The organism is Schaalia odontolytica, assembly GCF_024584435.1.
Classification (GTDB): Bacteria; Actinomycetota; Actinomycetes; order Actinomycetales; family Actinomycetaceae; genus Pauljensenia.
This window is the reverse complement of sequence record NZ_CP102197.1, coordinates 1,643,148-1,665,281: the sequence shown is the minus strand read 5'-3', so window position 1 is coordinate 1,665,281 and position 22,134 is coordinate 1,643,148. Positions and strand designations below refer to the sequence as shown.

Sequence of the window (22,134 nt, the reverse complement as noted above, 5' to 3'; positions counted from 1 at the left end):
AATCACGTGGCCCGCCATACCCGCATCGCCCAGGTGCTCGATATCGTTAAGGTCCTCGCGTGGGTGGTCATCGCGGTCGCCCTGGTGAAGTTTGCGTTCTTCCCTGTGGCGGCCACCGACCGGGACGGCGACGGCATGGATCCGGGCGGTTCCTTCGGTCAGATGACCATCCCGGTCGGGCGCGCGGACATCACCAATACCGTGAGCGTCACCGGCACGATTCAGGCCGACGAGTCCCTGGCCGCTCGGGCAACGCTGGATGGCGTCGTCGTGCGCGTCTACGTCAACGATGGAGACCGGGTGTCCAAGGGGGATGCCATCGTGCAGATACGCAAGGAGATTCCCGGCGAGCCCAGGCAGACCACGGACGAGGACGGCAACGTGACCGTGGAGAACGCCGAGCCGACCTACAAGTACGACAACGTTGTCGCCCCCGGCGACGGGACGGTGACGACGGGTGTCCTCATGGGGCAGCAGTTTGCGATCGGTGACACGGTTGCGACGGTTGCCCCCGCCTCGTTCTCCGCGGTTGCCTCGCTCAGCGCCGATCAGATGTACCGCCTCCAGGATGCGCCGTCAACCGCGACCGTCACCATCAAGAACGGTCCCGCCCCCTTCGAATGCACGGGCGTCAAGCTCGTGAGTGCGACCGCGAAGGCTCAGGACCCAAAGGGAGGGGCGAACGGCGAAAACGGCGGATCCTCCTCGACGGACCTGAAGGCGCGCTGCGCGATCCCCTCCGACCAGACGGTCTTTGCCGGGCTTCAGGTCACCCTGCAGATGACGGCGGGCTCGGCCAGTGGCGTCCTCGCGGTGCCGATCTCCGCGGTTGAGGGGCGCTACCAGTCGGGCACCGTGTACATTCCGACCTCGGACCCCGCTGCCCCCGAGAAGAGGGCCGTCACCCTGGGAATCACCGACGGCAAGATGGTTGAGGTGAAGGAAGGCCTGAGCGAGGGCGAGGAGATCCTGGAGTTCACGCCCAACGCGAGCGTCGACGGTTCCGACAGGGATGCGGGTCCCTACGGCACGGGCGCCGAGGACGGGATGGGCCCGAGATGAGCCTCGTGCGCCTGCGGGACGTGACCCGCACGGTGGTCCTGCCCGACGGCGAGGACCTGCACATCCTGCGGGGCGTCAGCCTCGACGTCGACGCGGGGGAGCACATCTCGATTGTCGGGCGTTCCGGAACGGGCAAGTCGACGATGCTCAATATCATCGGGCTCCTGGACGCGCCCACGTCGGGATGCTACGAGCTGAACGGCGTGGACACGACGCGCCTGAGCGAGGGGCGTCGCGCTCGCCTGCGCGGGCGGGACTTTGGCTTCGTGTTCCAGCAATTCAACATCTTTGCCGCTCGAACGGCGGTCGAGAACGTCGAAGTGCCTCTCCTGTACGGGTCCGGACCCCAGCTGTTGCGCAGGCGTTCGATCGCCGTGGACATGCTTGAGCGGGTTGGCCTGGCGGAGCGCGCGGATTCCTACCCGGGGGAGATGAGCGGCGGCGAGCAGCAGCGCATTGCGATCGCTCGCGCGCTGGTGCGCCGCCCGCGAGTGATTCTCGCCGACGAACCCACCGGGGCGCTGGACCCGGACACGGGCGGGACCGTCATGAACCTGCTGGAGGAGGTCGCCCGAGAGTCCGAGGCGGCCCTCATCGTCATCACCCACGACATGGCGGTGGCCTCCCGCGCCTCGCGGGCCTTCGAGCTCTACGACGGCACCCTGCACGAGGTATCCGACGCCGCCGCCCTCCTCGGACGCGCCGACGCGGGCCCTTCTACGGCCGAGCCCGATGGGAACGATGGTGTGCTTGCGCCCCCTCCGGCGCCGCCCGCCGACGGAAGGGGCACGGAATGAACGCTGCGACTCAGCTTCTGGGCGCGCTCATTGAGGCGTGGGGCGAGGTCAAGGTGCAGAAGGCCCGCGTGGTCCTCTCCCTCGTCGGGGTCGTGGCTGCGGTGGCCGCGATGACGGTCGTCATCGCTCTGGGTGACCTTGTCCTGCAGTCCTCGCGCGAGCTGGCCGAACTCTACGAGGGGCGATCCGTCACCCTGCGCCTGTCTCCCGACAACTCCGCCTCGGGTCAGGATGGCGAGCGCGGGCGGGAGGACGCTCGGGACGCCTCCGAGGCCGCGGGCGGAGCGGGCCGAGGGGATGTGTCCGGCGCGAAGCCCCTCAACGACGCCGATCCGGTCGGCGAGGCCATGGCGACCCTGGCCTCGCGAACCGACATTCGCTACTGGTCTCGTTCCTCCGTCGGCAGCGGCGAGATCGTCGAGGTCCGCCAGGCCAGGTCTTCGGGTCGCTACCGCGGCTATCCGTTGTCCGGGATCGCGGACATGGTCAGTGACGTGACCTTCCAGGGGGTTGACCCCTCGTACGCGGTGATCTTCCGAACCCGCCTGGTGGCTGGGCGCTGGGTACAGCCCGGTGACGCCGACCAGAGGCTCACCCCCGTCGTGATCTCCGAGCCCCTGTGGAACCAGCTGGGCCGTGCCCCCATCGACCAGGTTCCGATCGTCCTGCATACGGGCGATGGGGTGGCCATGCGGGTGGTGGGCGTCGCCAAGGCAACGAGCCGCTACGACATGCCGACCGTGTTCGCCCACTACGATGCCGCGCGCTTGGCCTTCCCGCAGATGAGTTCCCCGACGATGATCGCCTGGGTGGGAGAGAGCCAGGCGGAGGAGGCCCGGGAGGTCCTGCCCCGCGCCCTGGCGGCGATCCTGGGTGAGGGGTGGCGGGTCGGCGTCTCGGGCGGCGAGCACCAGGACGTGGGGGAGGAGCAGCTGGGCATGATCTCGACCGTCATCATGGTCATCGGCGGAATCATCATCTTCCTGGGGGCGCTCGGCTTGCTCAACGTCGCGATCGTGACCGTGCGTCAGCGTGTGCGCGAGATTGGGATCCGCCGGGCAGTGGGGGCCTCGGGCAGACGAGTGTTCTTCTCCGTCTTCATGGAGTCCGTGGTCGCCACCTTCGCCGCCGGTGTCGTCGGCGTCGGGATCGCGGTGGTGGTCGTGCGCTTCTTGCCGCTCGAGACGCTCGGGATCACCCTCAGCGAGACCCCCGCTTTTCCGGTCGCGGCCGCGGTGGCTGGCGTCGCCATCTCGTCGAGCATTGGTGCCCTGTGCGGCATCATCCCCGCGTTCGCGGCGGTGCGTATCAAGCCGATTGACGCGATCAGGTACTGAAAGCGCGGCCGCGCAGGGCCTCGCGGCCGATCCTTTGACGCGCGAGGGCAGTGGAGTTCCTCGCGCCGCGGGGAGAGCCACGGGGCGCGTGACGGTCAGCGGGGAAGGGTGACGCGCTTGAGTTCCTCGTCGTAGACGATCATGCCGTCCCTGATGAGCGCCCGATAGACGCGTGCTGGCTGGTAGCGGTCGCCTCCCTCGATGCGAGCGGCGTCGAGGACCCGCCGCTTGGTCAGGCCTGTCTTCCCCTCGAAGTGTGCGGTGCGCAGGGCCTTCATGATCCGTCCGCGCGCCTGCCGGTCCGTCCCTGCGTAGGGCTGAGGCGTGGGGCGCTTGTGCTCCCTGGGGAAACCGGCCCGCGCCCAGGCGCACGTCGGGCGTAGGAGGCAGTCGTCGCATGAGGGGGTGAGCTGCGTGCACACGAGGGCGCCGAACTCCATGAGCGCCAGGCTCACGTCCGCCGCCTGGTGCCCGTCTGCTGGGAGGAGCTCGTCGGCCCGCGTCGTCTCCCTCTTGGAGGGTGTGGCGTGGGGTGGGAACTCTCGACCGTCAAGAAACCTGACCAGCACTCGGCGGACGTTCGTGTCGAGGACGGGGATCCTGACCCCGTGACGAAAAGCGAGGAGCGCGCTGGCCGTGTAGGTGCCCACGCCGGGAAGGAGGGTGAGCTCCTTCATGGTCAGGGGGACCTCGCCGCCGTGTTTGGCGACGATCGTGGCCGCGCAGGACTTGAGGCGCAGGGCGCGCGAGGGGTATCCGAGGTTTGCCCACGCGACGATGATGTCCGCCGACGAGGCGCGGGCGAGATCAGCGGGCGTCGGCCAGCGTTGCATCCACTCGATCCAGATCGGCTGAACGCGCGTGATCGGAGTTTGCTGGCTCATGATCTCGAAGACAAGGGTGCCCCAGTCGGAGACGTCGTCCCTGCGCATGGGCAGGTCGCGCCTGTGTGTGGCGAACCAGCGGGGCAGGTCGTGGAGGAGGGCCTGCGAGGCGTCGATCGTCGGTTTTGTGAACACTCAGTCAGTGTATGGAAGGCGGGACACGCGGGGCGCCCCATGAGGCCCAATCTGTGATGTGAGACATAATGCAAGTCGGATGTTGTACAAATCTTGATCGTTCATATAGTCTGACCATGCCTTCAGATACAGCTTGCCCCGCCTCGGGGCCCATCAACACACAGGAGACAACATGTCCGCTCCTCAGCAGCCCGTTTTCAACCAGCCCGCCGGCCAGGGTAAGTCCCGCATGGTTGCTGGCCTGCTTAACTTCTTCCTCGGCGGCATCGCCGCCGGTGACTTCTACCTCGGTCACATGAAGATCGGCGCGATCCGCGTCGCCGCTATGATTCTCAGCTACGTCATCTTCGCGGTCGGTGGTGCCATGGAGAGCGGCATCCTCGTCGGCATCGGCTCCCTGCTGGTCTTCGTGGTTGGCCTCGTCGCCCTCGCGTGCGCCATCATGACCTTCATGGGCAAGTGGATCTACGAGAAGGACGCCAACGGCGTTCCGACCGTCTGAGCCACTGCTCGCGCACGCCCAGGGCGTCGCGCGATGAGACGTTCGGTGTGGGGTCCGGCAGCTGCCGGACCCCACACCTGTATCTTTTGTATTTTTGATACCCACCTGCGCTTCTCGCCCCACCGGCGGATACGCCCAACGGGGCACGCGGGGCATTGTGGCGGTGATGGCGGGGAGTATCGCCGAGCGCCGACAGGGTGCCGGGCCAATCAGGGATTTCTCGGGGTGGACGCCTCTACCCCGAGCCTGGCCAGGCGCGCTAGGCTGTACGAGTATGGCCCCGCCGGGCCCACCGACTACCGAAAGGCTTCATTCATGACGACGCCCGATCCGCAGGTCACCCCCTCCTTCTCGGAGGATCCCACGAAGGCCGCTGCCTCCGAGGCAACCCCGGGTGCTTCCGCTGCCCCTGGCATGCCTGCGAACAACGCGACGGCCGACATCCCCGCTCCTCAGGTTCCTGGCCCTGACGCGCCGAGCTTCCCCCAGGCCTCGGCCCCCGACTTCGATGAGTCCATGGCCACTCCGGGCACGACCACCTACGGAACTGCCTACGACTCGGCGTCGGCCGGTGACGCCAACGGAGCACAGGCGGGTTACGACCAGGCGGCCTACGGAGCCCAGGCGGGCTACGGCCAGCCCGGCTACGACCAGGCGGCCTACGGAGCCCAGGCGAGCTACGGCCAGCCCGGCTACGACCAGGCGGCCTACGGAGCCCAGGCGAGCTACGGCCAGGCCTACGCGGGCCCGCCCAAACAGTGGATCATCGCCGTGCTCCTGGCGTTCTTCCTGGGGACCCTCGGCATTCACAACTTCTACTTGGGCTACACGACGCGAGGCATCATCCAGCTGGTTCTCACGCTGACCTTCATCGGCGCGATCGTCTCCGCCGTCTGGGCCTTCATCGAGTTCATCCTGATTCTCATGCGTTCCGGCTCCTACGCGTACGACGCGCAGGGTCGCCCGCTGGAGTGAACCCTGGGGCTGTTGTCGCGGCGCTGAGTATGCGACAATCAAGTCATGCTGCTCAGTGACCGCGACATCAACGCCTCCCTGGATGCTGGACGTATTCAGCTTGATCCCCTGGATCGCGACCTCGTTCAGCCGGCCAGCATTGATGTGAGGCTCGATCGCCTGTTTCGCCTGTTCGACAACCACAGGTACTCGGTGATCGACCCCGCGGCAGACCAATCCGACCTGACCCACCTGGTCGAGGTGGACCCCGATCAACCCTTCGTCCTGCATCCCGGGGAGTTTGTCCTCGGCGCCACCTACGAGTTGGTCACCCTGGGCGACGACATCGCCGCCCGCCTGGAGGGCAAGTCCTCGCTGGGGCGCCTCGGTCTGCTCACCCACTCGACGGCGGGCTTCATCGACCCCGGCTTCTCCGGGCACGTGACCCTCGAGCTGTCGAACACGGCGACGATGCCGATTCTTCTCTACCCGGGCATGAAGATCGGACAGCTGTGCTTCTTCGACCTGTCCTCCCCCGCGCTCCATCCCTACGGATCCCAGGGGTTGGGTTCCCACTACCAGGGGCAGCGCGGACCCACGCCCTCGCGGACCCACGAACGTTTCACGCGCACTCGCATCGAACGGTGACATGATGGTGTCTCTTCCCCCTCCGCCTCCGTCGAGGCGAGAACGCATGCGCGCCGAGCGCGAAGCCCGAGCTGCCCGCGAGGCCCGCGAGGCCCGCGAGATAAGCTACCCGCCCGCCCCAGAGACGGCGACCACCCTGGCCGAACCGCCCGCACCGACGCCGCTCCTGGGCGTGCCCTCCATGGGGGCCTCCGCGCCTGCGGGCATGCCACCGGTTGCCCCACCGACTGCGCGCACAGGCATCATCAAGGGGGTCACCCTCCCGGGCATGACCTCGAGCGCCGAGACGGTTACGAACCACGGTGAGACCGCGGAACACTCGCCCCAGAGACGCTCCCTGAGGGAACGCATGGCCACCGCGCCCCGCACCTTCGCCGACCCGCACCCGCAGACCTCGTCGGGGGCCAGCCCGCTCACGCAAACCAACGTGTCCCTCACGTCCCTCACCGCCTCGGACGCCGCGTTCCAGGTGGCCGCGGACGGAGAGATCACGAGCGCCGAGGCTGCGCCCCCCATCGCCGCAGCCATCGAGGTGAGCGAACCCGCGGGCGTGATCGACGCTCAGGAGGCACGCGAACACCACCTCTTCCTCGTGTCCGACGCGGTCGATCCCGCGGAGCTCGAGGCTCTGGCTATCTCCATGTGGGACGAGTCCGGGTGGATCGCTCCTGGCCGCCTGCGCCTGTCCTCCGACGCCGAGCTTGAGGGGCCGTGGACGCTCGACCAGCCGACCCGATCCGCCCTGGGGACCCCGGCCTCGTTGACGAATGCGTGGATCCTGCGCTGCCCGGTCGCGCGCGCCCGGCAGGCGGGCAGCGCCGTCATGGGCGAATGGGCCAAGGCCTTCCCCGACGGCGTCCCCACCGGCCTGGAGTACCGGGTGCTCGAGGCGCTGCACCGCATGGCGCGGCGCCTCGCCGGGGGAATGAGGATCGCGGGCAGCGGCTACGTGATGGTACCCGACGCGGACTCCGCCGTGAACCTGACGGTCTATTCGCCGCGATGGATCGCTCCCGAGGACCTGCTCGACGCAATGCGTGAGCGCGCCGGTTTCGCCGACATGAAGGACGCGCGAGACATCAGCCCGCAGGCCTCCAAGCCGGCGCCCCTGAGCCCGGCTCAGGCCGCCCAGATCGAGAAGATCAAGGCCGAGCTGGGGCCCGTGCGCGAGGACATCGCCTCGAAGATCGCGAAGGCACGCGAGGAGCTTGAGGCGCAGGCGGACAAGCCGCAGGTCGTCGACGGCTATGCGCTCGTGAGCCCGATCGGACACAGGTCGGACATGATGATCGAGGTCCACACGGTGCCCACGCCCCCGCGTGTTCTGCGTTGGGAGCCCTGGACCGCCGGAGCGATCATTGAGTACCAGGTCAGGTGGCTTCCGGGAGCCGCGCCGACCCCGGGGGCGGGTGCGCTGAGCCGCACCGCGCGCCTGGAGCGGCTGCGCTCCACGCAGGACGTGGAGAAGGCCGCCGGAATGATCGCCACACTCGTGGGAGGCAACGTCATCGACGAGGACGGCTTCCTGGTGGGCCTGGAGGAGATCGCCCCCGAGGACGAGAAGTAGGCGCCTGGCCGGTGGACCTCTCGCAGTGCCGCTAGGGGGCCGCAGGCGAGCTGCGGGGCCACCGCCATCCTTATCGAGCGTGAGGCGCGGCTATTGCCCGCGCTTGACGGCCTCAAGAAGCATGACGGCGACGTCTCGCACCTCGGGAAGCTTGCGGCGAGCCTCGCCCGCTGCGCTGTCGGCCCCGTCCGCTTGGGGCGCAACGGCCTCGGCGGACACGAAGCCCGCCGACGCGCCCGAGGCCGAACCCAGCATCTGGGAGCAGAACGGGCAGGCCGTGGCAACCACGTCCGCCCCCGTCTGAGCGGCCTCGGCGATGCGAGCGTCCGCGATGCGGGTGCCGCGGGTCTCCTCGAACCAGGCGTGTGCGCCTCCCGCCCCGCAGCACATGGCGCGTTCGCGGTTGCGGGGCATCTCCACAAGCTCCACGCCCGGCAGCGAGCCCACCAGCTCGCGCGGGGGCTCGTACACGCGGTTGTGGCGGCCCAGGAAGCAGGCGTCGTGATAGGTGACCTTCAGGGGCTCCCCGGCAGCGCCCTGCTCGGGCGCGTCGGAGGCATCGGCGTCCCGATCCCGTGGGGCATCCGGGGCCACCGGCGTGAGCAGTCCGTCGCGCACGAGCCGGTTCAACAGCTGCGTGTGGTGGACGACGTCGAAGTGCCCGCCCAGCTCCGGGTATTCCCCGGCGATCGTGTTGAAGCAGTGCGCGCAGGAGACGACGATCCTGAGGGGTTTGGCTTCCGTCAGGGTGTCGATCGCCTGAGCGGCCAGCATCTGGAAGAGGGCCTCGTTTCCGGCCCGGCGCGCCGGGTCGCCCGTGCAGGACTCTGCCTGGCCGAGGACCGCAAAGGATACTCCGGCCGTGTGCAGGAGCTGTGCGATCGCCGCGCTGGTCTTCTTCGCCGTGTCATCGTAGGCACCCGCGCATCCGACCCAGAAGAGATAGTCGACGGTGGAGGCGTCCTCGATGTCCTCGCCGACGATGGGAATGTCGAAGTCGAGCTTCTTCGCCCAATCCATGCGCTTGCGGGCGCTCTGGTTGTAGGGGTTCGCCTTGGACTCCATGCCTCGGAAGGCGCGCCCGAGCTCTCGGGGAAAGGCGCCCTCCATGAGCACCTGGTGGCGGCGCAGGTCCAGGATGTGGTCGATGTGTTCGATGTCGACGGGGCACTGGTCGACGCACGCCCCGCAGTTCGTGCAATCCCACAGGACCTCCTCGGAGACGACGCCGGGCACCAGGGGAGCGGTGACGGGAGAGACGCCCTCGGTGCCGGTGGCGCCGGAGAGGGACAGCGCGGAGACCAGGTCGAAGGAGTGGGGCGAGGCCGGCACCCCCTTGTCGAGAAGCACCTCGCCCTCGTCAAGGTGTTGGCCGGCCTCCTCCCGCTCGACGATCTCGATGGAGGACGCGGACTCCATGTGGTCGCGCAGGCCCATGACGAGGAGCTTGGGGGAGAGGGGCTTGCCCGTGTTCCACGCGGGGCACAGCTCCTGGCAGCGGCCGCACTCGGTGCACGCGTAGAGATCGAGGCGGGCCTTCCACGAGAAGTCTTCGACGGTTCCCACGCCCAAGACGGTGTCCTCGGGCACGTCGTCGAAGTCATCCTCACCGGTGACCGGCTTCCCATCGATGAGCATGTGGTCGGCCGGCCCCAGCGATTTGGTTCCGTCGGCGTTTCGGCGCGCGTACAGGTTGAGGACTGCCACGAAGCGGTGCCAGGCGACGCCCATGCCGGTCTGCACACCCACGACCGTCAGCCAGGTCATTGACGTGAGGACCTTCAGCGCGCTGACGATCACGATCGTGTTCGCCAGTATCGACGCCGACGAGGCGGCGGATGCGAAGAGGGAACCAAGCCACGCGGTGAGCGGGAAATGTAGGAGGGATGCGTGTCCCTCGAGGCCAGGTGTGGAGCCGAAGAGGGCGAACTCGAGGGCGCGTAGGACCACCACACAGGCGCACACGACGAGGATGACCCATTCGACGAAGAGGGCCTGCCAGCGGGTGGACCCCAGGAAACGTGACGCGGGCCCGAGGGGGGAGGAGTCTCGGGGGTGCGGGCGCGTCATGGCCGAGGGCAGGGGGCCGGTCGGGTCGGCCTGGGAGGCAGCCGCGTCGGGGTCGTCGTTGGAAAGGGCGGCCTCGGCGGCCGAGCCGTGCCCGGCGCGGGCGCGGACAGCCATCAGGAAGATGATGCCGACCAGGCCGCCCCACGCGAAGACCTCGGTCAGCCATTCCCAGGGAGGGAAGTGGCCGAGGAAGGGCAGGACGAAGGTCTGGTCCCGCAGCTGCGCGTATCCCGTGACCAGGGTGAGGAACAGGATCGGGAAGGAAACCATGACCAGCCAGTGGGCGCACTTGATCCACGGGCGTCCCCTGAACTCGCGGTGGGTGAGCGCGGCGGAGAGGACACCCCACAGGCGCCTGCCGACCGGGCGCAGCCGTCCGGGGTCGGGCGTTCCCGAAGCGACCGTGCGCCATATGTGCGCGAGCCCGCGCGCAAAAGACACGACGGCCAGAGCACTCACCAGGAGGGCAAACCCCCACATGATGGCGCTAAGTGTCGGATTGGCCACGTCTCCTCCTCATGGTTGCTGCACCCCATTGTGGCATCTCGTTCCCCGCGTGACCGGGTGGCCCGGCGGAAAGCACGCGCAATTCACGCTGGGATCGCCGCGGAGGGAGCGCGTGTGGGTAGCGCAACGTGGACAAGTCCCGCTGAGAGACGAAAAGTGTGACAGAGTTGAATCGTGCTTCCCGTCTCGCAGCCAGACATGACACTGTCCGATCAGGAGCTCTTCGGAGATGACCATCCCCGCGATCACTGCGGCGTCTTCGGAGTGTGGGCCCCGGGCGAGGACGTTTCTCGTCTCACCTACTTCTCCCTCTACGCACTCCAGCATCGAGGCCAGCAAAGCGCCGGCATCGCGACCTCCAACGGCAAGCAGATCCTCGTGTACAAGGATCAGGGCCTGGTCTCGCACGTCTTCTCCGAGCAATCCCTGCAGGGACTGCGCGGGCACATCGCCCTCGGGCACGTCCGCTACGCGACGACCGGCGCGGACGTGTGGCGTAACGCCCAGCCGACCCTCGGGCCCACCCCCACCGGCACGCTCGCCCTCGCCCACAACGGCAACCTCACGAACACCGTGGAGCTGCGCGAGCTGGCCCGATCCATCGCCGAGGAAGGCGAGGACTTCGAACGCGGGGCGTCGACCGACACCTCCCTCGTGACGGCGCTGCTGGGTATGGCCGAGCGGATTCCGGGGCCCTCCCCCTTCATCGCGGCTCCCACCGTCACCCCCGCCGTGCCCGAGCCGCACGGGGACACCCCGGCCTCGTCCGCGGATCGGGGAGGGCAAGCCTCGGGTGTGCGGGCACCGACCGAGGAGGCGGTGAGCGGGGAGAACCCCGGGGGCGAGACGGCCCAGCCCGAGCCCGCGCCCCTCGTGGGAGCCGCCCTGAAGGTGTTGCCTCGGATCAAGGGTGCGTTTTCGCTCGTCTTCATGGACGAGAACACCCTCTACGCGGCGCGCGATCCCCACGGCTACCGGCCGCTGGTGCTGGGACGCCTGGCGTCGGGCTGGGTTGTGGCGTCGGAGACGGCCGCGCTCGACCTGTGTGGCGCGACCGTCGTGCGCGAGATCGAGCCCGGGGAACTCATTTCGATCGATGCCTCCGGCGTTCACTCGCGTCGCTTCGCGGTGCGCCGCGCCAACACCTGCGTCTTCGAGTACGTCTACCTGGCCCGACCCGACACGACCATCGGGGGGCGCCGGATCGTTGCCGCGCGCCACGAGATGGGGGCGGCCCTCGCCCGGGAGAACCCAGTCGAGGCCGACCTGGTGATGCCCACCCCGGACTCGGGCACGCCCGCGGCTATCGGATACGCGCAGGAGGCGGGGATCCCCTTCGCTCAGGGCCTAGTGAAGAACGCCTACGTGGGGCGCACCTTCATCGAACCCACCCAGTCCCTGCGCCAGCTCGGCATCCGCCTCAAGCTCAACCCCCTGCGGGAGGTCATCGAAGGCAAGCGCCTGGTCGTCATCGACGACTCCATCGTGCGCGGCAACACTCAGCGTGCGCTAGTTCGCATGCTCCGCGAGGCCGGGGCCCAGCAGGTGCACGTGCGCATCTCCTCGCCGCCCGTTGCCTGGCCCTGCTTCTTCGGCATCGACTTCCCGACGCGCGCGGAGCTGATCGCCTCCTCGATGAGCGTCGAGCAGGTGCGTGACTCGCTCGGTGCCGACTCGCTGGCCTATCTGTCCATTGACGGCATGGTCGCGGCCACCGGGCAGGGAACGTCCCTGTGCCTGGGGTGCTTCACCGGCCACTACCCAGAGACGATCCCCTCCGGGACTCCCGTGCCCGGAACCCCCGGGGCGAACGCCTGCTAGGCCCGCGCCCCTTTTCCCCGACCCGACAACACCGACACGGCCTCATCCGGCGCCCACCTTCGAAAGGCAGCACCCATGAACGACACCCCCCTTGACTACGCGTCCGCCGGAGTGGACACCGCCGCCGGTGACCGCGCCGTCGAACTCATGAAGAGCGCGGTGGCCGCCACTCACGACCCGACCGTCCTGGGGGCGACCGGTGGCTTTGCTGGGATGATCGACGCCTCCGCCCTGCTGGGCATGAAGCGGCCCCTCCTGGCGACCTCAACGGATGGCGTGGGCACCAAGATCGCGATTGCGCGGGCGATGGACGTGCACGACACGATCGGCCAGGACCTGGTCGGCATGGTGGTCGACGACATCGTCGTGATCGGAGCGCGCCCGCTGCTCATGACGGACTACATCGCGTGCGGTCACGTGGTCCCCGAGCGCATCGCCTCGATCGTGACCGGCATCGCTCGGGCGTGCGAGGCCACGGGCACTCCGCTCGTCGGCGGCGAGACCGCCGAGCACCCCGGCGTCATGGAGGCCGACGACTACGACATCGCGGGCGCGGCGACGGGCGTCGTTGACGCCTCCGCCCTGCTGGGGCCCGACCGGGTGAGCGAGGACGACGTCGTCATCGCGATGGCTTCCTCGGGACTGCACTCGAACGGCTACTCCCTGGTTCGCTCGGTCCTGGCCCGTACGGGAGCGCCGCTGGAGGGGCACGTCGACGAGTTCGGCCGCACCCTCGGCGAGGAGCTCCTGGAGCCGACGCGCCTGTACACGCGCCTGTGCCTGGAGCTGGTCGAGCGTTTCGGTGTCGAGGGCATTCACGCCTACTCCCACGTGACGGGCGGTGGCCTCGGCGCGAACCTGTCTCGCGTGCTCCCGGTCAGTGCGGTCGCGACCGTCGATCGCTCCTCCTGGATCGTGCCCCCCGTCTTCGATTGGGTGCGTCGCGGGGGTGACGTCGCCTGGGTGGGAATGGAGGACTCCCTCAACCTCGGTGTCGGCATGGTCGCGGTGGTGTCGGCGGCGGTCGCCAGCGAGGTCGTGGGTGCCATCAACGAGGCCGGGGTTGACGCGTGGATCCTGGGGTGCGTCGCCTCCCGGATGCCCGACGGGGAGATCGTCGCTTGTGGCGGGGTCGGTGGAGCTGAGGACGCGCGCGTCATCTCGGGCACGAAGGGCGTGAAGGCGGGGGCGGTGCTGCTGCACGGCTCATACCGCGTGGGCTGAGGGCGAAGGGGCGAGGCCGCTTGGACGCGCGGTCTCGGCCCTTCGGCCCCCGGGTACTCCCGGGGTGCGCCGAAGCCGCGGACCGGTGCGGGCCCGCCGGGGTGTTTCAGCCGTTACTTGGTGGAGGATCCGCCCGTCCAGAAGGACTCATCGAGCTGCTTCGGGTCGATGTCGTCGTCCTCTGCCGGGATGTTCGCGAAGTCGGCGTACTTGGAGTAGAGGTCGTCGTCGATTGCATCGTCCTCTTCGGGCTCGTCAGCCGCGGCGTTTGCCGCGTACGAGTCCTCGTCCGCCAGCTCTCGCTGAAGTGCGTGTAGGTCGGTGTCGGGGCTGAAGTACTTCAGCTTCCGAGCGACTTTCATCTGCTTAGCCTTTTGACGGCCGCGCCCCATGGCGTCGACCCCCTCCGCGTCGTTCGGGTCCGCATCAAGCGGTTCCCTGGGTGTTCAAAGTGTTTCGTGGGACCATCATAGCTAATGACGGGCCTTGACCCCACCTTGGATCGGATTTTGCGCGCACAGCGGAGCGAGGACAGCCGATGGGAGGCCCGTCAAGCCGCGGAAACGCGCCCGGAGGCGTCCCGTCTGTGAGCGCCCTTACGTCGGGTCGCCTCGGCGGGCGGGTCGCCCGGTCGTCAGCTCTCCCGTGGGTCCTCGGCCGACGCGAGGAGTGAGATCGCGAGAGTTGCCGCTTCGCGCGCGGAGCGACGTGCCTGGCGGCGGGAGCGCCTGGCGGGGCGGGTGACGAGCCACGCGACGACGCCGATCACTCCGATGGTGGACAGGGCGGCGATGCCCACGTGCCGGAGCGCCTCCGTGTTACCTCCGGCCGCGTCCTGCAGCGTGAGGGCAGCGCTCTCCTTGAAGCGGGCGAAGCGGGTGGCTGCGCTTTCCTTGACCTCCTGCGCGAGGGCGGCGGGCTGGACGCGGGCGTAGAGCTGGTCGATCGTGGAGGCCAGTTCGGCGCGCTGACGCTCAAGGTCCGCGGCGATCTGCGCCTCGGAGCGCGGCTCGGCCGCCTGCTGAGAGGTGGCGGCGCCGACACTGACGTTGCGCGGGTCGAGGTTGGTGCTCACTTCCCCAGTCCCTTCTCGATGGCTTCCTTGGTCGCGGCGACGGACGCGGCAGGGTCCGGCCGGTGCTCCTGTGCGTTCTCGAGGGAGCGCTTGCCCAAGAGCGCGAGCACCAGGACGATCACGAGGAGGATGGCAACGATGATGAGGGAGGAGGCCCAGGCGGGCAGCACCAGGGCCAGGAGGATCTCGGCAGTGTGCAGTGCCCAGCCCAGCAGGAAGAGGGCGAAGACTGCGGCGCTGACCAGCAGGGCCGCCCCCTTGCCGCTCTTGGACGCGAAGGAACGAAGCTTCGTCTTGTTGAGTTCGATCTCGTCGCGCACGATGCCGGAGATCTGGCTGGTGACGGACGCGAAGAGGGTGCCGATGCTGGGCTTAGCCGGGCCGCCGCCGGGAGCGGGGTCAGAGGGCGGGGGGTACTGCCCGGGCTGGGGGGTGGGCTGTGTCATGGGGGCTCCTGCGCATGCGGACGTCACGAGGCGCTGCCTCGCCTGATACGCCTAGTGTCTCATGAAGGATGGTTGCTCGCAGTGACCTGTGCGCTACTCCCTGGGCGCGATGGAACCGGGCAGGTCGGAGAGGATCTTGCGGGCGCGAACCACCAGCTCGGACACCTCGGGTTCGGCTAGGGTTGGGTCCTCCGCCTCGACAATGGGAATGCCGCGCATCGCTGTTTCGGTGCGGGGCTCGTCGACGCTCACCGTTCCGGTTGCCTCGGTGTCCGCGACGGGAACGTCCTCGGCGGCCTCGGGGTCGAAGCCCCGTAGAGGTGCCTCGGCGTCGGTGCGGGAGGGGGAGGCGCTCTGTGCCCGGGCGTGCGCGGCCTCGTCGGCGGAGGAGGCCGCGGCGAGGGCGCGGAGGACCTGCGGGTCCTCGGGGTTGGCCTCCAGGGAGGTGGAGATCAGCTCGATAGAGGGACCGGGCGCGTCGAGGGCGACGTGGCCGTTCGTGAGGAGGATCGCGCGGTCGGCGGCGGCCGCGACCTGAGGGTCTGGCGTGGACAGGACGACTGCGCACCCCGCCGAGGCGAGGCCGCGCAGTAGGCGGTCGAAGCCGGGGCGGTCGGCCTCGGGCAGGGACGTGGGGTCTTCAACGAGGAAGACCTCGGCCCCGGAGACGATGGCGCGCGCGATGAGCGCCTTGATGTGCTCCCACGGCGAAAGTTGGGAGGGGCGCAGGTCGACGCGCTGGGCCAGGTCGGTGATCTGGAGGGCGCCCACGAGGTTGTCCCAGTCGGCCACGGAGCCGGTCGCTGAGAGGGGGGCCAGGATGTTCTGGCGGATCGTCAGGGACTCGTCCAGGGGCGAGTCGGCTCGGATCAGCGCAACCGAACCGATGCGGCCGGCCAGGCGCGCCGAAAGGGAACGGGACGGGGCGGCGACGATGCGACCGGCCTGCGGCTCCTCGAGCCCCGCCAGGATGAGGAAGAGGGCGCGGGCGCGTCGGCCCGTCGGATCCAGGATGGCGCTCAGCGTGCGCGCGCGGAACCCCAGATCGATGCCCGCCAGGAGGAGCGCGCCTGACTCGTGGTCCGTGTAGGTCACGCCCAGGCCCGCGACCTGGACGCGTCCGCCGCGCCCCTTTGCGGCAAAGGAGCGGCGGGAGCGATACCACGGGCGAGGCTCGGCCGCGGGCGCGCGGGACGGGAACGGGGCGAGGGCGCCCTCGGCGGGCGAGGCCTCGACTGCGGAGGCACCCGCCCCCGCGGCGGAGGCGGGCTGGGCGTCAGCGGGCCCAGCGGCAAACGTCAGGTCGGCCGGCTCCTGGTCTTTGATACCGTGCAGGTTCTCACGCGAGTCATTCGACATGACCCCATTCTTTCAGCATCGTGTCGATTGTGCCGTAATGGCGCGCGGGAGGGGGTGGGGTGATACGTTGGTAGGGTCCTGCGAGCGCTCGCGGCGGCCACGGCCGTCGCAATGTTCCCCCCTACGGGGATGAGCCCATGTAGTGCATCAGGAGGACGTTTTCCCCGCGAAAGCGGGGATTTTCTTTGCTGTGTCCCGCTTCCAGCGGCCGTTCGCGACGGTAATTTGAAACATGTATTGTATAAGAGTGAATTGAATGTTATGGTTAACCCATCAACCCCGATGGGTCGGCGGCGATTCCGTCGGGGTTGTCGAGCTCAACATTTTCTGAGTAACCGGTTTCGTTCATGTTAGCGCGATTTGGCTCCTTCGAAGATGGTTTTGATTCAAGGAGGAAAAATGGCCAGAAAACCCAAGGGTGGTCCAGTACCCGCGTTGCGGGTGGTCGCGGATCTCCCCGATTTTCCCGATGTCCAGCCAGAAATGGATGCGTCGCAGCTATCCGAGTTGGCCAGGAGCTTTTGGGCCAAGAGCGGCAATGATCAGACCTGGCTCTCGGTCGCTCAGCATCTGATGGACGCCGCAGACGTCGCGGGATACCTGTTCGACGAATACCTGAGCGATCATCATCGTCAGCTCATGGCGTCCGTGTGGAACGGGGATCAGGAAAAGGCTCGGACGGCCTTCGTCTTCCTTGCCGGTAGTCACGACGCAGGAAAAGTCAGTCCCCAATTCGCATGCCAGCGCTCCGACCTGGCGGATCTCGTCCGAGACCAGGGACTCACCGTCATGCGCAAAAGCGACTATCCCGAGCGCGCCTACCTGCCTCACGGCCTCGTCAGCCAGTTTGCCCTCCAAGACGAGATCGCTCGCGGGGGCGCCAATGCGAGACGTGCCCGACAGTGGGCGATCCTCTTGGGGATCCACCACGGCCGATACCCCGACTCAGTTGCCGTGCGAGTCGCACACCAACAGTACGACTATCAGGAAGGATCCGCGAAAGATGACGAACGCTGGGCGCAGGCGCGTGCGGAAATTCTGAGCTGGATGGCTCGCCGCAGCGGCTTCCCCCTCAACGCTCCCGGCACCGCCCTGCCCGAACTCCCTATCGCGGTCGCATCGGCCTACGCCTCGGCCCTCGTCATCGCCGACTGGCTGGCCTCCAACGAGGACTACTTCCCACTGCGTCCCCGCCCCGACAAGAAGCATGGCAAGCTATCGATTCACGGCTACCCAGAACTGAGCGCCGACCAACAACGAGAGCGCGCCGAACGCGGCTGGAAGAGAGCCGCCTTCCCAGGGCCTCTGCGGGTCCCCACGATGCTCCCCCAATCGATCGGGGATTTCTACCGGCACCGCTTCGGGTGGCCGGCCTCGTACCAGCCGACGAACGCCCAGCGGGCAGCCATCGAGATCGCCGCCGCCGAGGATCCGGACCTGATGATCGTCGAAGCCCCACCGGGCTCCGGGAAGACCGAACTGGCCCTGGCCGCCACCGAAGTACTCATGCGCGCTCGCGGGCTGCAAGGAGTTTTCATCGCGCTGCCAACGCAGGCCACAACGAATGCAATGTTCGAGCGCGTCGTCGGCTGGCTCACCAGCATCCTCGGCGACGAGCCTCAAAGGCTCGGCATCCAGCTCGCCCACGGCAAGAACAGCCTGAACGACTCGTTCATGAAACTACTCGACAAAGGCACCAGCCCCCTCGAAGTGCACGACGACGAAGAGGACATGGGTCTGCATGCGAGCCGATGGATGGGGCAGAGATGGCGTTCGACCCTGTCGCCCGTCGTGGTGGGCACGATCGACCAGGTGCTTCTGGCCGCCCTCAGATCCCGCCACGTGCTGGTGCGCCACCTCGGCCTCATGGGAAAGGTCGTCGTCATCGACGAGGTGCACGCAGCCGACGAGTACATGGAGACCTACCTGGAAGCCGCGCTCATGTGGCTCGGCATGTACGGGATCCCGGTCGTCCTGCTCTCGGCCACCCTGCCGCCCGCGCGCCGACGGGCACTCCTTGAGGCCTATCGACGCGGTCGCGGTTCCGCGTCCGACACCGCAGGGTTGGCGGATGACGTGATTGGGTACCCCGTGATCTCGACGGTGTCTTCGGGTGGCGTACGCGTTCACGAGATTGAGGGCGAGCCGGAGGCGACTAAGCGGATCATCCCGACTCGGGTGCAAACCCCCGAGGAGATCGCCGAGCTGCTTGAGCTTGAGCTGGGTGACGGAGGGTGCGCGGTCGTCATACGCAACACCGTCCGTGAAGCCCAGGAAACATACGACGCCGTCAAGAAGGTTTTCGGTCGCGACCAGACGACGCTTCTTCACTCGCGCTTCCTAGCCGCCGAACGTGCGGCGCGCGATCGACGGATGCTCGAGCTCTTCGGGAAGGACGGCGGGCGGCGGCCCGCCCGCCACATCGTCGTCGCCACACAAGTCATCGAACAGAGCCTCGATGTCGACTTCGACCTCATGCTCACCGATCCCGCTCCCATGGACCTCGTGCTACAGCGCATCGGGCGACTCCACCGCCACGATCGGGGCAACCGCCCCGCGGGGCTGCGCGAGGCCCGGTGCCTCGTCCTCGTAGAGGACCTGGCCGCCACTCCCTGGTCGTACTCCAGCGGGACCGACTACGTCTACTCGCGCCACTCGGTACTGCGGATGCTCGGAATACTCGCCGATCAAGGACAGATCACGGTCAGCGAACCCATCGACTACGCGCGGCTCACGGCGTTGGCCTACCAGGACACGGAAACCGTCGGACCCCCGCAGTGGGCGAGCGCCCTCGAAGAAGCACTGGCAGCAAGAGACCAGAAAAACGCACAGTCACGGATGAAAGCGAGCATCTGGTGCCTTGACGGGGCTAACATCCCCCGGTGGAAAGCACCCAAACTCGAGGAGAAATTCCAGGGTAACGCCGCCACCGGAGACGACAAATACGGGCCCGCAATCGCCTTGGCACGAGCCGCAATCCGAGACGGCGAAGACCAGATCCCCGTCCTCGTCGTCGCCCTCGACCCCGAGCTGGGTAACGCGCCGGTGCCGCCCCCGCTTAGTGGAACCACGCCGCAAGACCAGCATCTGGAAGTCGGCGAGTACAACGCGCGCGGACGCATCCCCGAGATGTGCTCGTGGAGCGTATCCCTGCCACCGTGGGCCTTCCGCGCTCGCGGGCAGAGCGTCGACCAGACGGTGGATGAAGTGGCACAAGCCATCTGGGAAGACCCCATCCCCCGGGGGTGGGCGTGCAGCGAGCACCCACTCCTGGCAGGAGAACTAATTCTCGCAATGTATCGAAGCCCCGACGGGACGCGTCTGAGACGCGACCTGTGCGGACGCACCCTGACCTACTCCCCAGAAAAAGGAATGGAGATCTGGACCAATGAACAGCCCTGAGTACAACCTGCTCGACGATCCGTGGATACCCGTCCGGCTCCTCGACGGGGCCATCATCGAAGTCGGGCTGCTCGACCTGGTGCGTCGAGCGACTGACATCGCTGACCTGGCGTGCGAGCTACCCACGCAAAGCATTGCGATCCAACGCCTGATCCTCGCGGTCGCGTACCGGGTCGCCGCCCCCTGCGACGAGGAGGAATGGCTTGAGCAGTTTGCGGAGGGAGCCCCCACCGAGGAGATGATCGACTACCTCGAGAAGTGGCGGGACCGCTTCTACCTCTTTGGGGGGCGCTATCCCTTCATGCAGGTAGCCGATCTGCGCACGGCGAAAGACTCAGTATCCGGGTTGGAGAAGCTAATAGCTGACGTTCCCAACGGGGAACAGTTCTTCACCACCCGGCAGGGGAAAGCCATAGCGTGCATCTCTGCGGCGGAAGCGGCTCGCTGGCTCGTGCACGCCCAGGCGTACGACCCCTCAGGTATCCGGTCCGGCGCAGTCGGCGACACGCAGGTCAAAGGTGGGAAAGGATATCCGATCGGCCCCGCGTGGTGCGGCCACTTGGGCATCGTCTGGATCAAGGGAAGGAACCTTGGCGAAACCCTGCTTCTCAACCTCATTCCCGAGGATACGGGCGAGCTGCGGGGAGTTGAGAGTACCTCCCAGTGGGAGGCATGCAGCTGGGAGTCAAGCGAACCCGAAAGCGCGGTGCGGGGGGATTACTCGCTCCTCGACCCGGCGGGAACCCCCAGGGAGCTGAGCATTCCCCGCCTCTTGACGTGGCATTCTCGCAGAATCAGGCTGGTCGGCGACCGCGCCGGGGTGACGGGAGTCGTCCTTGCCCAGGGAGACAAGCTGGCTCCCCAGCAAATGCATCGTTACGAGCCGCAGAGCTTGTGGCGCTACTCGCTTCCCCAGTCCAAGAAGTTCAAGCAGGACGTCTACATGCCTCGTAAGTTCGAGGCGGGACGAGCCCTGTGGCGCAACCTGCCCGGCACTCTGCCCACCGTCGCCGAGGTGCCGGGGCACGACAAACAGCCGAAGCCGGAATTCATGCAGTGCGCGACCCTGAGTTTTCATTCTCAACTCAAGGAAGCAATGCTGGAGTCGAGCTACCCGACACACATGAGGATTCAGGCCGTCGGCGTCACATACGGTCCTCAGGAAGCGACCTTTGAGGACATCTACTCCGACGAACTCACGCTGTCTGTCGCGGCCATGCGCGCCGAACAAGAAAGACTGTCGACCTTGATTGACCAACAGGTGCGGCTCACCGAGGAAGTCGCAAGAGCCATCGGGACGCTCGCGGCGAATCTCGCCCGCGCCGCGGGGGAGAGCGGCGAAGGCGCGGGTGACGGTGCGAGAGATCGAGCGAAAGCCCGGTTCTTCTCCGTTGTCGACGACCCTTTCAGAAGCTGGGTCACGCAGGTAGACGGCCACCGAGACGCGGAAGAAGTTGGACGGAACTGGAAGCGGACTCTACGTCAGTGCGGCAAAGACCTGTCTCAGGAACTCGTCGCTTCCGCGTCCTCATCGGCGATTATCGGACGGGATACCGGTAGGGGATACCTCAACGTCGGCATCGCCGAAAACTACTTCAAGTCGGCACTGGAAAGGATCGTGCCGAACCCGGATAGCAAACAGGAAGGAACGAAATGACCAGCATTGTTGCTGATCCGGAGACTCCTCCGGATCAAGAAACTCGGGGACTGGCCTCCGACACGTCCGTTTACGGTCGTGTCAATGGCCTGATCGTCCACAGGCTGTCGAAGGATAGTCCAGCGGCTCGTGCGCAACGCGCACAGCTGCGCGGAGCACTCGGTAGGGAAGTCGGGACGGTCCCGGAGATATGGGACCTGACACTTGACGACCGCTCGGGTTATTTGGGCGACGCACCCACGCGGGGGGAAAACGCCGTCCACGGTGCGCTCACCCTATGGGCGCTGCACCAGGGATCAAACTCGAGGCCCATGCACGACAGCTCCCCGCACCCTCGAAGTTTTGCTTCGGCTATCCGCGTCGTCGCGGAGGGACAGCGAGGGGAGCGGCGCGCAGAGGAAACACCGGTCTACCGACGCTTCGCCGCGGCGGTTCAGGCCCCGACGTTCGCGGGGCTGCTGATCCACCTGCGCTCGCTCGTCTCCCAGCTCGAGGCCGCGGAGATTCCCTGCAGTTACGCGGGCCTCGCCGCCGACCTCTTCACCTGGCAGGACCCGAGCCGTCGCGCCTCCGTCATGCGCGACTGGGGCCGCCAATTCGCCCGAACCTCTCAACCGATCCAATCCGAAACAGCGTCTGATAAGTGACATCGGACGCGGCAACACGATCACAAACAGCAAGTGAAAG

General features: G+C 67.5%; 18 protein-coding genes. 12 read left to right on the top strand and 6 right to left on the bottom strand.

The window, feature by feature from the left end:
• The first annotated feature begins 6 nt into the window (after positions 1-6).
• The 3 genes from NQK35_RS07390 to NQK35_RS07380 are packed head-to-tail and all read left to right on the top strand — an operon-like array spanning position 7 to position 3,196.
• A complete protein-coding gene (locus NQK35_RS07390; RefSeq protein WP_257113736.1) occupies positions 7-1,062 on the top strand; it encodes an efflux RND transporter periplasmic adaptor subunit in 1,056 nt (351 codons plus the stop codon).
• Positions 1,059-1,859: an ABC transporter ATP-binding protein gene (locus NQK35_RS07385; protein WP_257113735.1), complete on the top strand. Its 801-nt coding sequence runs from the start codon at positions 1,059-1,061 to the stop codon at positions 1,857-1,859. The genes NQK35_RS07390 and NQK35_RS07385 overlap by 4 nt, the downstream gene beginning before the upstream one ends.
• Complete coding sequence (locus tag NQK35_RS07380) at positions 1,856-3,196, top strand: ABC transporter permease (protein WP_257113734.1); 1,341 nt, start codon at positions 1,856-1,858, stop codon at positions 3,194-3,196. Before NQK35_RS07385 ends, NQK35_RS07380 begins: the two co-directional genes overlap by 4 nt.
• A gap of 95 nt (positions 3,197-3,291) precedes the next feature.
• On the opposite strand, the gene NQK35_RS07375 is transcribed toward NQK35_RS07380, so the two are convergent.
• Positions 3,292-4,128, bottom strand: coding sequence for an A/G-specific adenine glycosylase (locus NQK35_RS07375; RefSeq protein WP_257114781.1), 837 nt, complete (start codon positions 4,126-4,128; stop codon positions 3,292-3,294).
• Between the two features lie 259 nt (positions 4,129-4,387).
• On the opposite strand from NQK35_RS07375, the gene NQK35_RS07370 reads away from it, so the two are divergent.
• From NQK35_RS07370 to NQK35_RS07355, 4 genes are all read left to right on the top strand, one after another.
• On the top strand, positions 4,388-4,717 hold the full coding sequence (locus NQK35_RS07370; protein ID WP_257113733.1) for a TM2 domain-containing protein: 330 nt from the start codon (positions 4,388-4,390) through the stop codon (positions 4,715-4,717).
• A 315-nt stretch (positions 4,718-5,032) separates the two neighbouring features.
• Positions 5,033-5,692, top strand: a complete 660-nt coding sequence (locus NQK35_RS07365) for a TM2 domain-containing protein (RefSeq protein WP_257113732.1) — start codon at positions 5,033-5,035, stop codon at positions 5,690-5,692.
• Positions 5,693-5,737: 45 nt separating this feature from the next.
• The gene (gene dcd, locus NQK35_RS07360) at positions 5,738-6,319 is read left to right on the top strand and encodes a dCTP deaminase (protein WP_009213033.1); all 582 of its coding nucleotides are present in this window, start codon (positions 5,738-5,740) and stop codon (positions 6,317-6,319) included.
• Between the two features lie 46 nt (positions 6,320-6,365).
• The gene (locus NQK35_RS07355) at positions 6,366-7,886 is read left to right on the top strand and encodes a hypothetical protein (protein WP_257113731.1); all 1,521 of its coding nucleotides are present in this window, start codon (positions 6,366-6,368) and stop codon (positions 7,884-7,886) included.
• Between the two features lie 90 nt (positions 7,887-7,976).
• Here NQK35_RS07355 and NQK35_RS07350 read toward each other — a convergent pair whose 3' ends face one another.
• Positions 7,977-10,463: a (Fe-S)-binding protein gene (locus NQK35_RS07350; protein WP_257113730.1), complete on the bottom strand. Its 2,487-nt coding sequence runs from the start codon at positions 10,461-10,463 to the stop codon at positions 7,977-7,979.
• A 174-nt stretch (positions 10,464-10,637) separates the two neighbouring features.
• Between NQK35_RS07350 and purF the strand changes: the two genes are divergently transcribed.
• Together purF and purM are read left to right on the top strand one after the other, a co-directional pair.
• Entirely contained in the window at positions 10,638-12,284 is a 1,647-nt protein-coding gene (gene purF / locus NQK35_RS07345) for an amidophosphoribosyltransferase (RefSeq protein ID WP_257113729.1), read from the top strand.
• A 75-nt stretch (positions 12,285-12,359) separates the two neighbouring features.
• Positions 12,360-13,508, top strand: coding sequence for a phosphoribosylformylglycinamidine cyclo-ligase (gene purM / locus NQK35_RS07340; RefSeq protein WP_257113728.1), 1,149 nt, complete (start codon positions 12,360-12,362; stop codon positions 13,506-13,508).
• Between the two features lie 113 nt (positions 13,509-13,621).
• Here the strand turns inward: purM and NQK35_RS07335 are convergent, their stop codons facing one another.
• The 4 genes from NQK35_RS07335 to NQK35_RS07320 form a co-directional block, all read right to left on the bottom strand.
• On the bottom strand, positions 13,622-13,900 hold the full coding sequence (locus NQK35_RS07335; protein WP_009213040.1) for a DUF3073 domain-containing protein: 279 nt from the start codon (positions 13,898-13,900) through the stop codon (positions 13,622-13,624).
• A gap of 242 nt (positions 13,901-14,142) precedes the next feature.
• Complete coding sequence (locus NQK35_RS07330; protein ID WP_257113727.1) at positions 14,143-14,583, bottom strand: DUF3618 domain-containing protein; 441 nt, start codon at positions 14,581-14,583, stop codon at positions 14,143-14,145.
• Positions 14,580-15,029 carry a phage holin family protein gene (locus NQK35_RS07325; RefSeq protein WP_257113726.1) on the bottom strand — a complete coding sequence of 150 codons (450 nt, stop codon included), beginning with the start codon at positions 15,027-15,029 and terminating at the stop codon, positions 14,580-14,582. The genes NQK35_RS07330 and NQK35_RS07325 overlap by 4 nt, the downstream gene beginning before the upstream one ends.
• 93 nt (positions 15,030-15,122) lie before the next feature.
• Positions 15,123-16,388, bottom strand: coding sequence for an ATP-binding cassette domain-containing protein (locus NQK35_RS07320; RefSeq protein WP_257113725.1), 1,266 nt, complete (start codon positions 16,386-16,388; stop codon positions 15,123-15,125).
• Positions 16,389-16,787: 399 nt separating this feature from the next.
• Here NQK35_RS07320 and cas3 point away from each other — a divergent pair, with 399 nt between their 5' ends.
• Genes cas3 through casB form a run of 3 tightly spaced genes read left to right on the top strand, consistent with a single transcriptional unit; the run spans position 16,788 to position 22,094 of the window.
• A complete protein-coding gene (gene cas3 / locus NQK35_RS07315; RefSeq protein ID WP_373567030.1) occupies positions 16,788-19,790 on the top strand; it encodes a CRISPR-associated helicase Cas3' in 3,003 nt (1,000 codons plus the stop codon).
• Positions 19,777-21,447, top strand: coding sequence for a type I-E CRISPR-associated protein Cse1/CasA (gene casA / locus NQK35_RS07310; RefSeq protein WP_257113724.1), 1,671 nt, complete (start codon positions 19,777-19,779; stop codon positions 21,445-21,447). Before cas3 ends, casA begins: the two co-directional genes overlap by 14 nt.
• Positions 21,444-22,094: a type I-E CRISPR-associated protein Cse2/CasB gene (gene casB, locus NQK35_RS07305; RefSeq protein ID WP_257113723.1), complete on the top strand. Its 651-nt coding sequence runs from the start codon at positions 21,444-21,446 to the stop codon at positions 22,092-22,094. Before casA ends, casB begins: the two co-directional genes overlap by 4 nt.
• The last annotated feature ends 40 nt before the right edge of the window (positions 22,095-22,134 follow it).

Excerpts from the sequence above, each read along its gene's own strand:
- NQK35_RS07385 (WP_257113735.1), top strand. The coding sequence starts at position 1,059 with ATGAGCCTCGTGCGCCTGCGGGACGTGACCCGCACGGTGGTCCTGCCC.
- NQK35_RS07380 (WP_257113734.1), top strand. The coding sequence starts at position 1,856 with ATGAACGCTGCGACTCAGCTTCTGGGCGCGCTCATTGAGGCGTGGGGC.
- NQK35_RS07375 (WP_257114781.1), bottom strand. The coding sequence starts at position 4,128 with ATGCGCAGGGACGACGTCTCCGACTGGGGCACCCTTGTCTTCGAGATC.
- NQK35_RS07370 (WP_257113733.1), top strand. The coding sequence starts at position 4,388 with ATGTCCGCTCCTCAGCAGCCCGTTTTCAACCAGCCCGCCGGCCAGGGT.
- NQK35_RS07365 (WP_257113732.1), top strand. The coding sequence starts at position 5,033 with ATGACGACGCCCGATCCGCAGGTCACCCCCTCCTTCTCGGAGGATCCC.
- dcd (WP_009213033.1), top strand. The coding sequence starts at position 5,738 with ATGCTGCTCAGTGACCGCGACATCAACGCCTCCCTGGATGCTGGACGT.
- NQK35_RS07355 (WP_257113731.1), top strand. The coding sequence starts at position 6,366 with ATGCGCGCCGAGCGCGAAGCCCGAGCTGCCCGCGAGGCCCGCGAGGCC.
- purM (WP_257113728.1), top strand. The coding sequence starts at position 12,360 with ATGAACGACACCCCCCTTGACTACGCGTCCGCCGGAGTGGACACCGCC.
- NQK35_RS07335 (WP_009213040.1), bottom strand. The coding sequence starts at position 13,900 with ATGGGGCGCGGCCGTCAAAAGGCTAAGCAGATGAAAGTCGCTCGGAAG.
- NQK35_RS07325 (WP_257113726.1), bottom strand. The coding sequence starts at position 15,029 with ATGACACAGCCCACCCCCCAGCCCGGGCAGTACCCCCCGCCCTCTGAC.
- NQK35_RS07320 (WP_257113725.1), bottom strand. The coding sequence starts at position 16,388 with ATGTCGAATGACTCGCGTGAGAACCTGCACGGTATCAAAGACCAGGAG.
- cas3 (WP_373567030.1), top strand. The coding sequence starts at position 16,788 with ATGGCCAGAAAACCCAAGGGTGGTCCAGTACCCGCGTTGCGGGTGGTC.
- casA (WP_257113724.1), top strand. The coding sequence starts at position 19,777 with ATGAACAGCCCTGAGTACAACCTGCTCGACGATCCGTGGATACCCGTC.
- casB (WP_257113723.1), top strand. The coding sequence starts at position 21,444 with ATGACCAGCATTGTTGCTGATCCGGAGACTCCTCCGGATCAAGAAACT.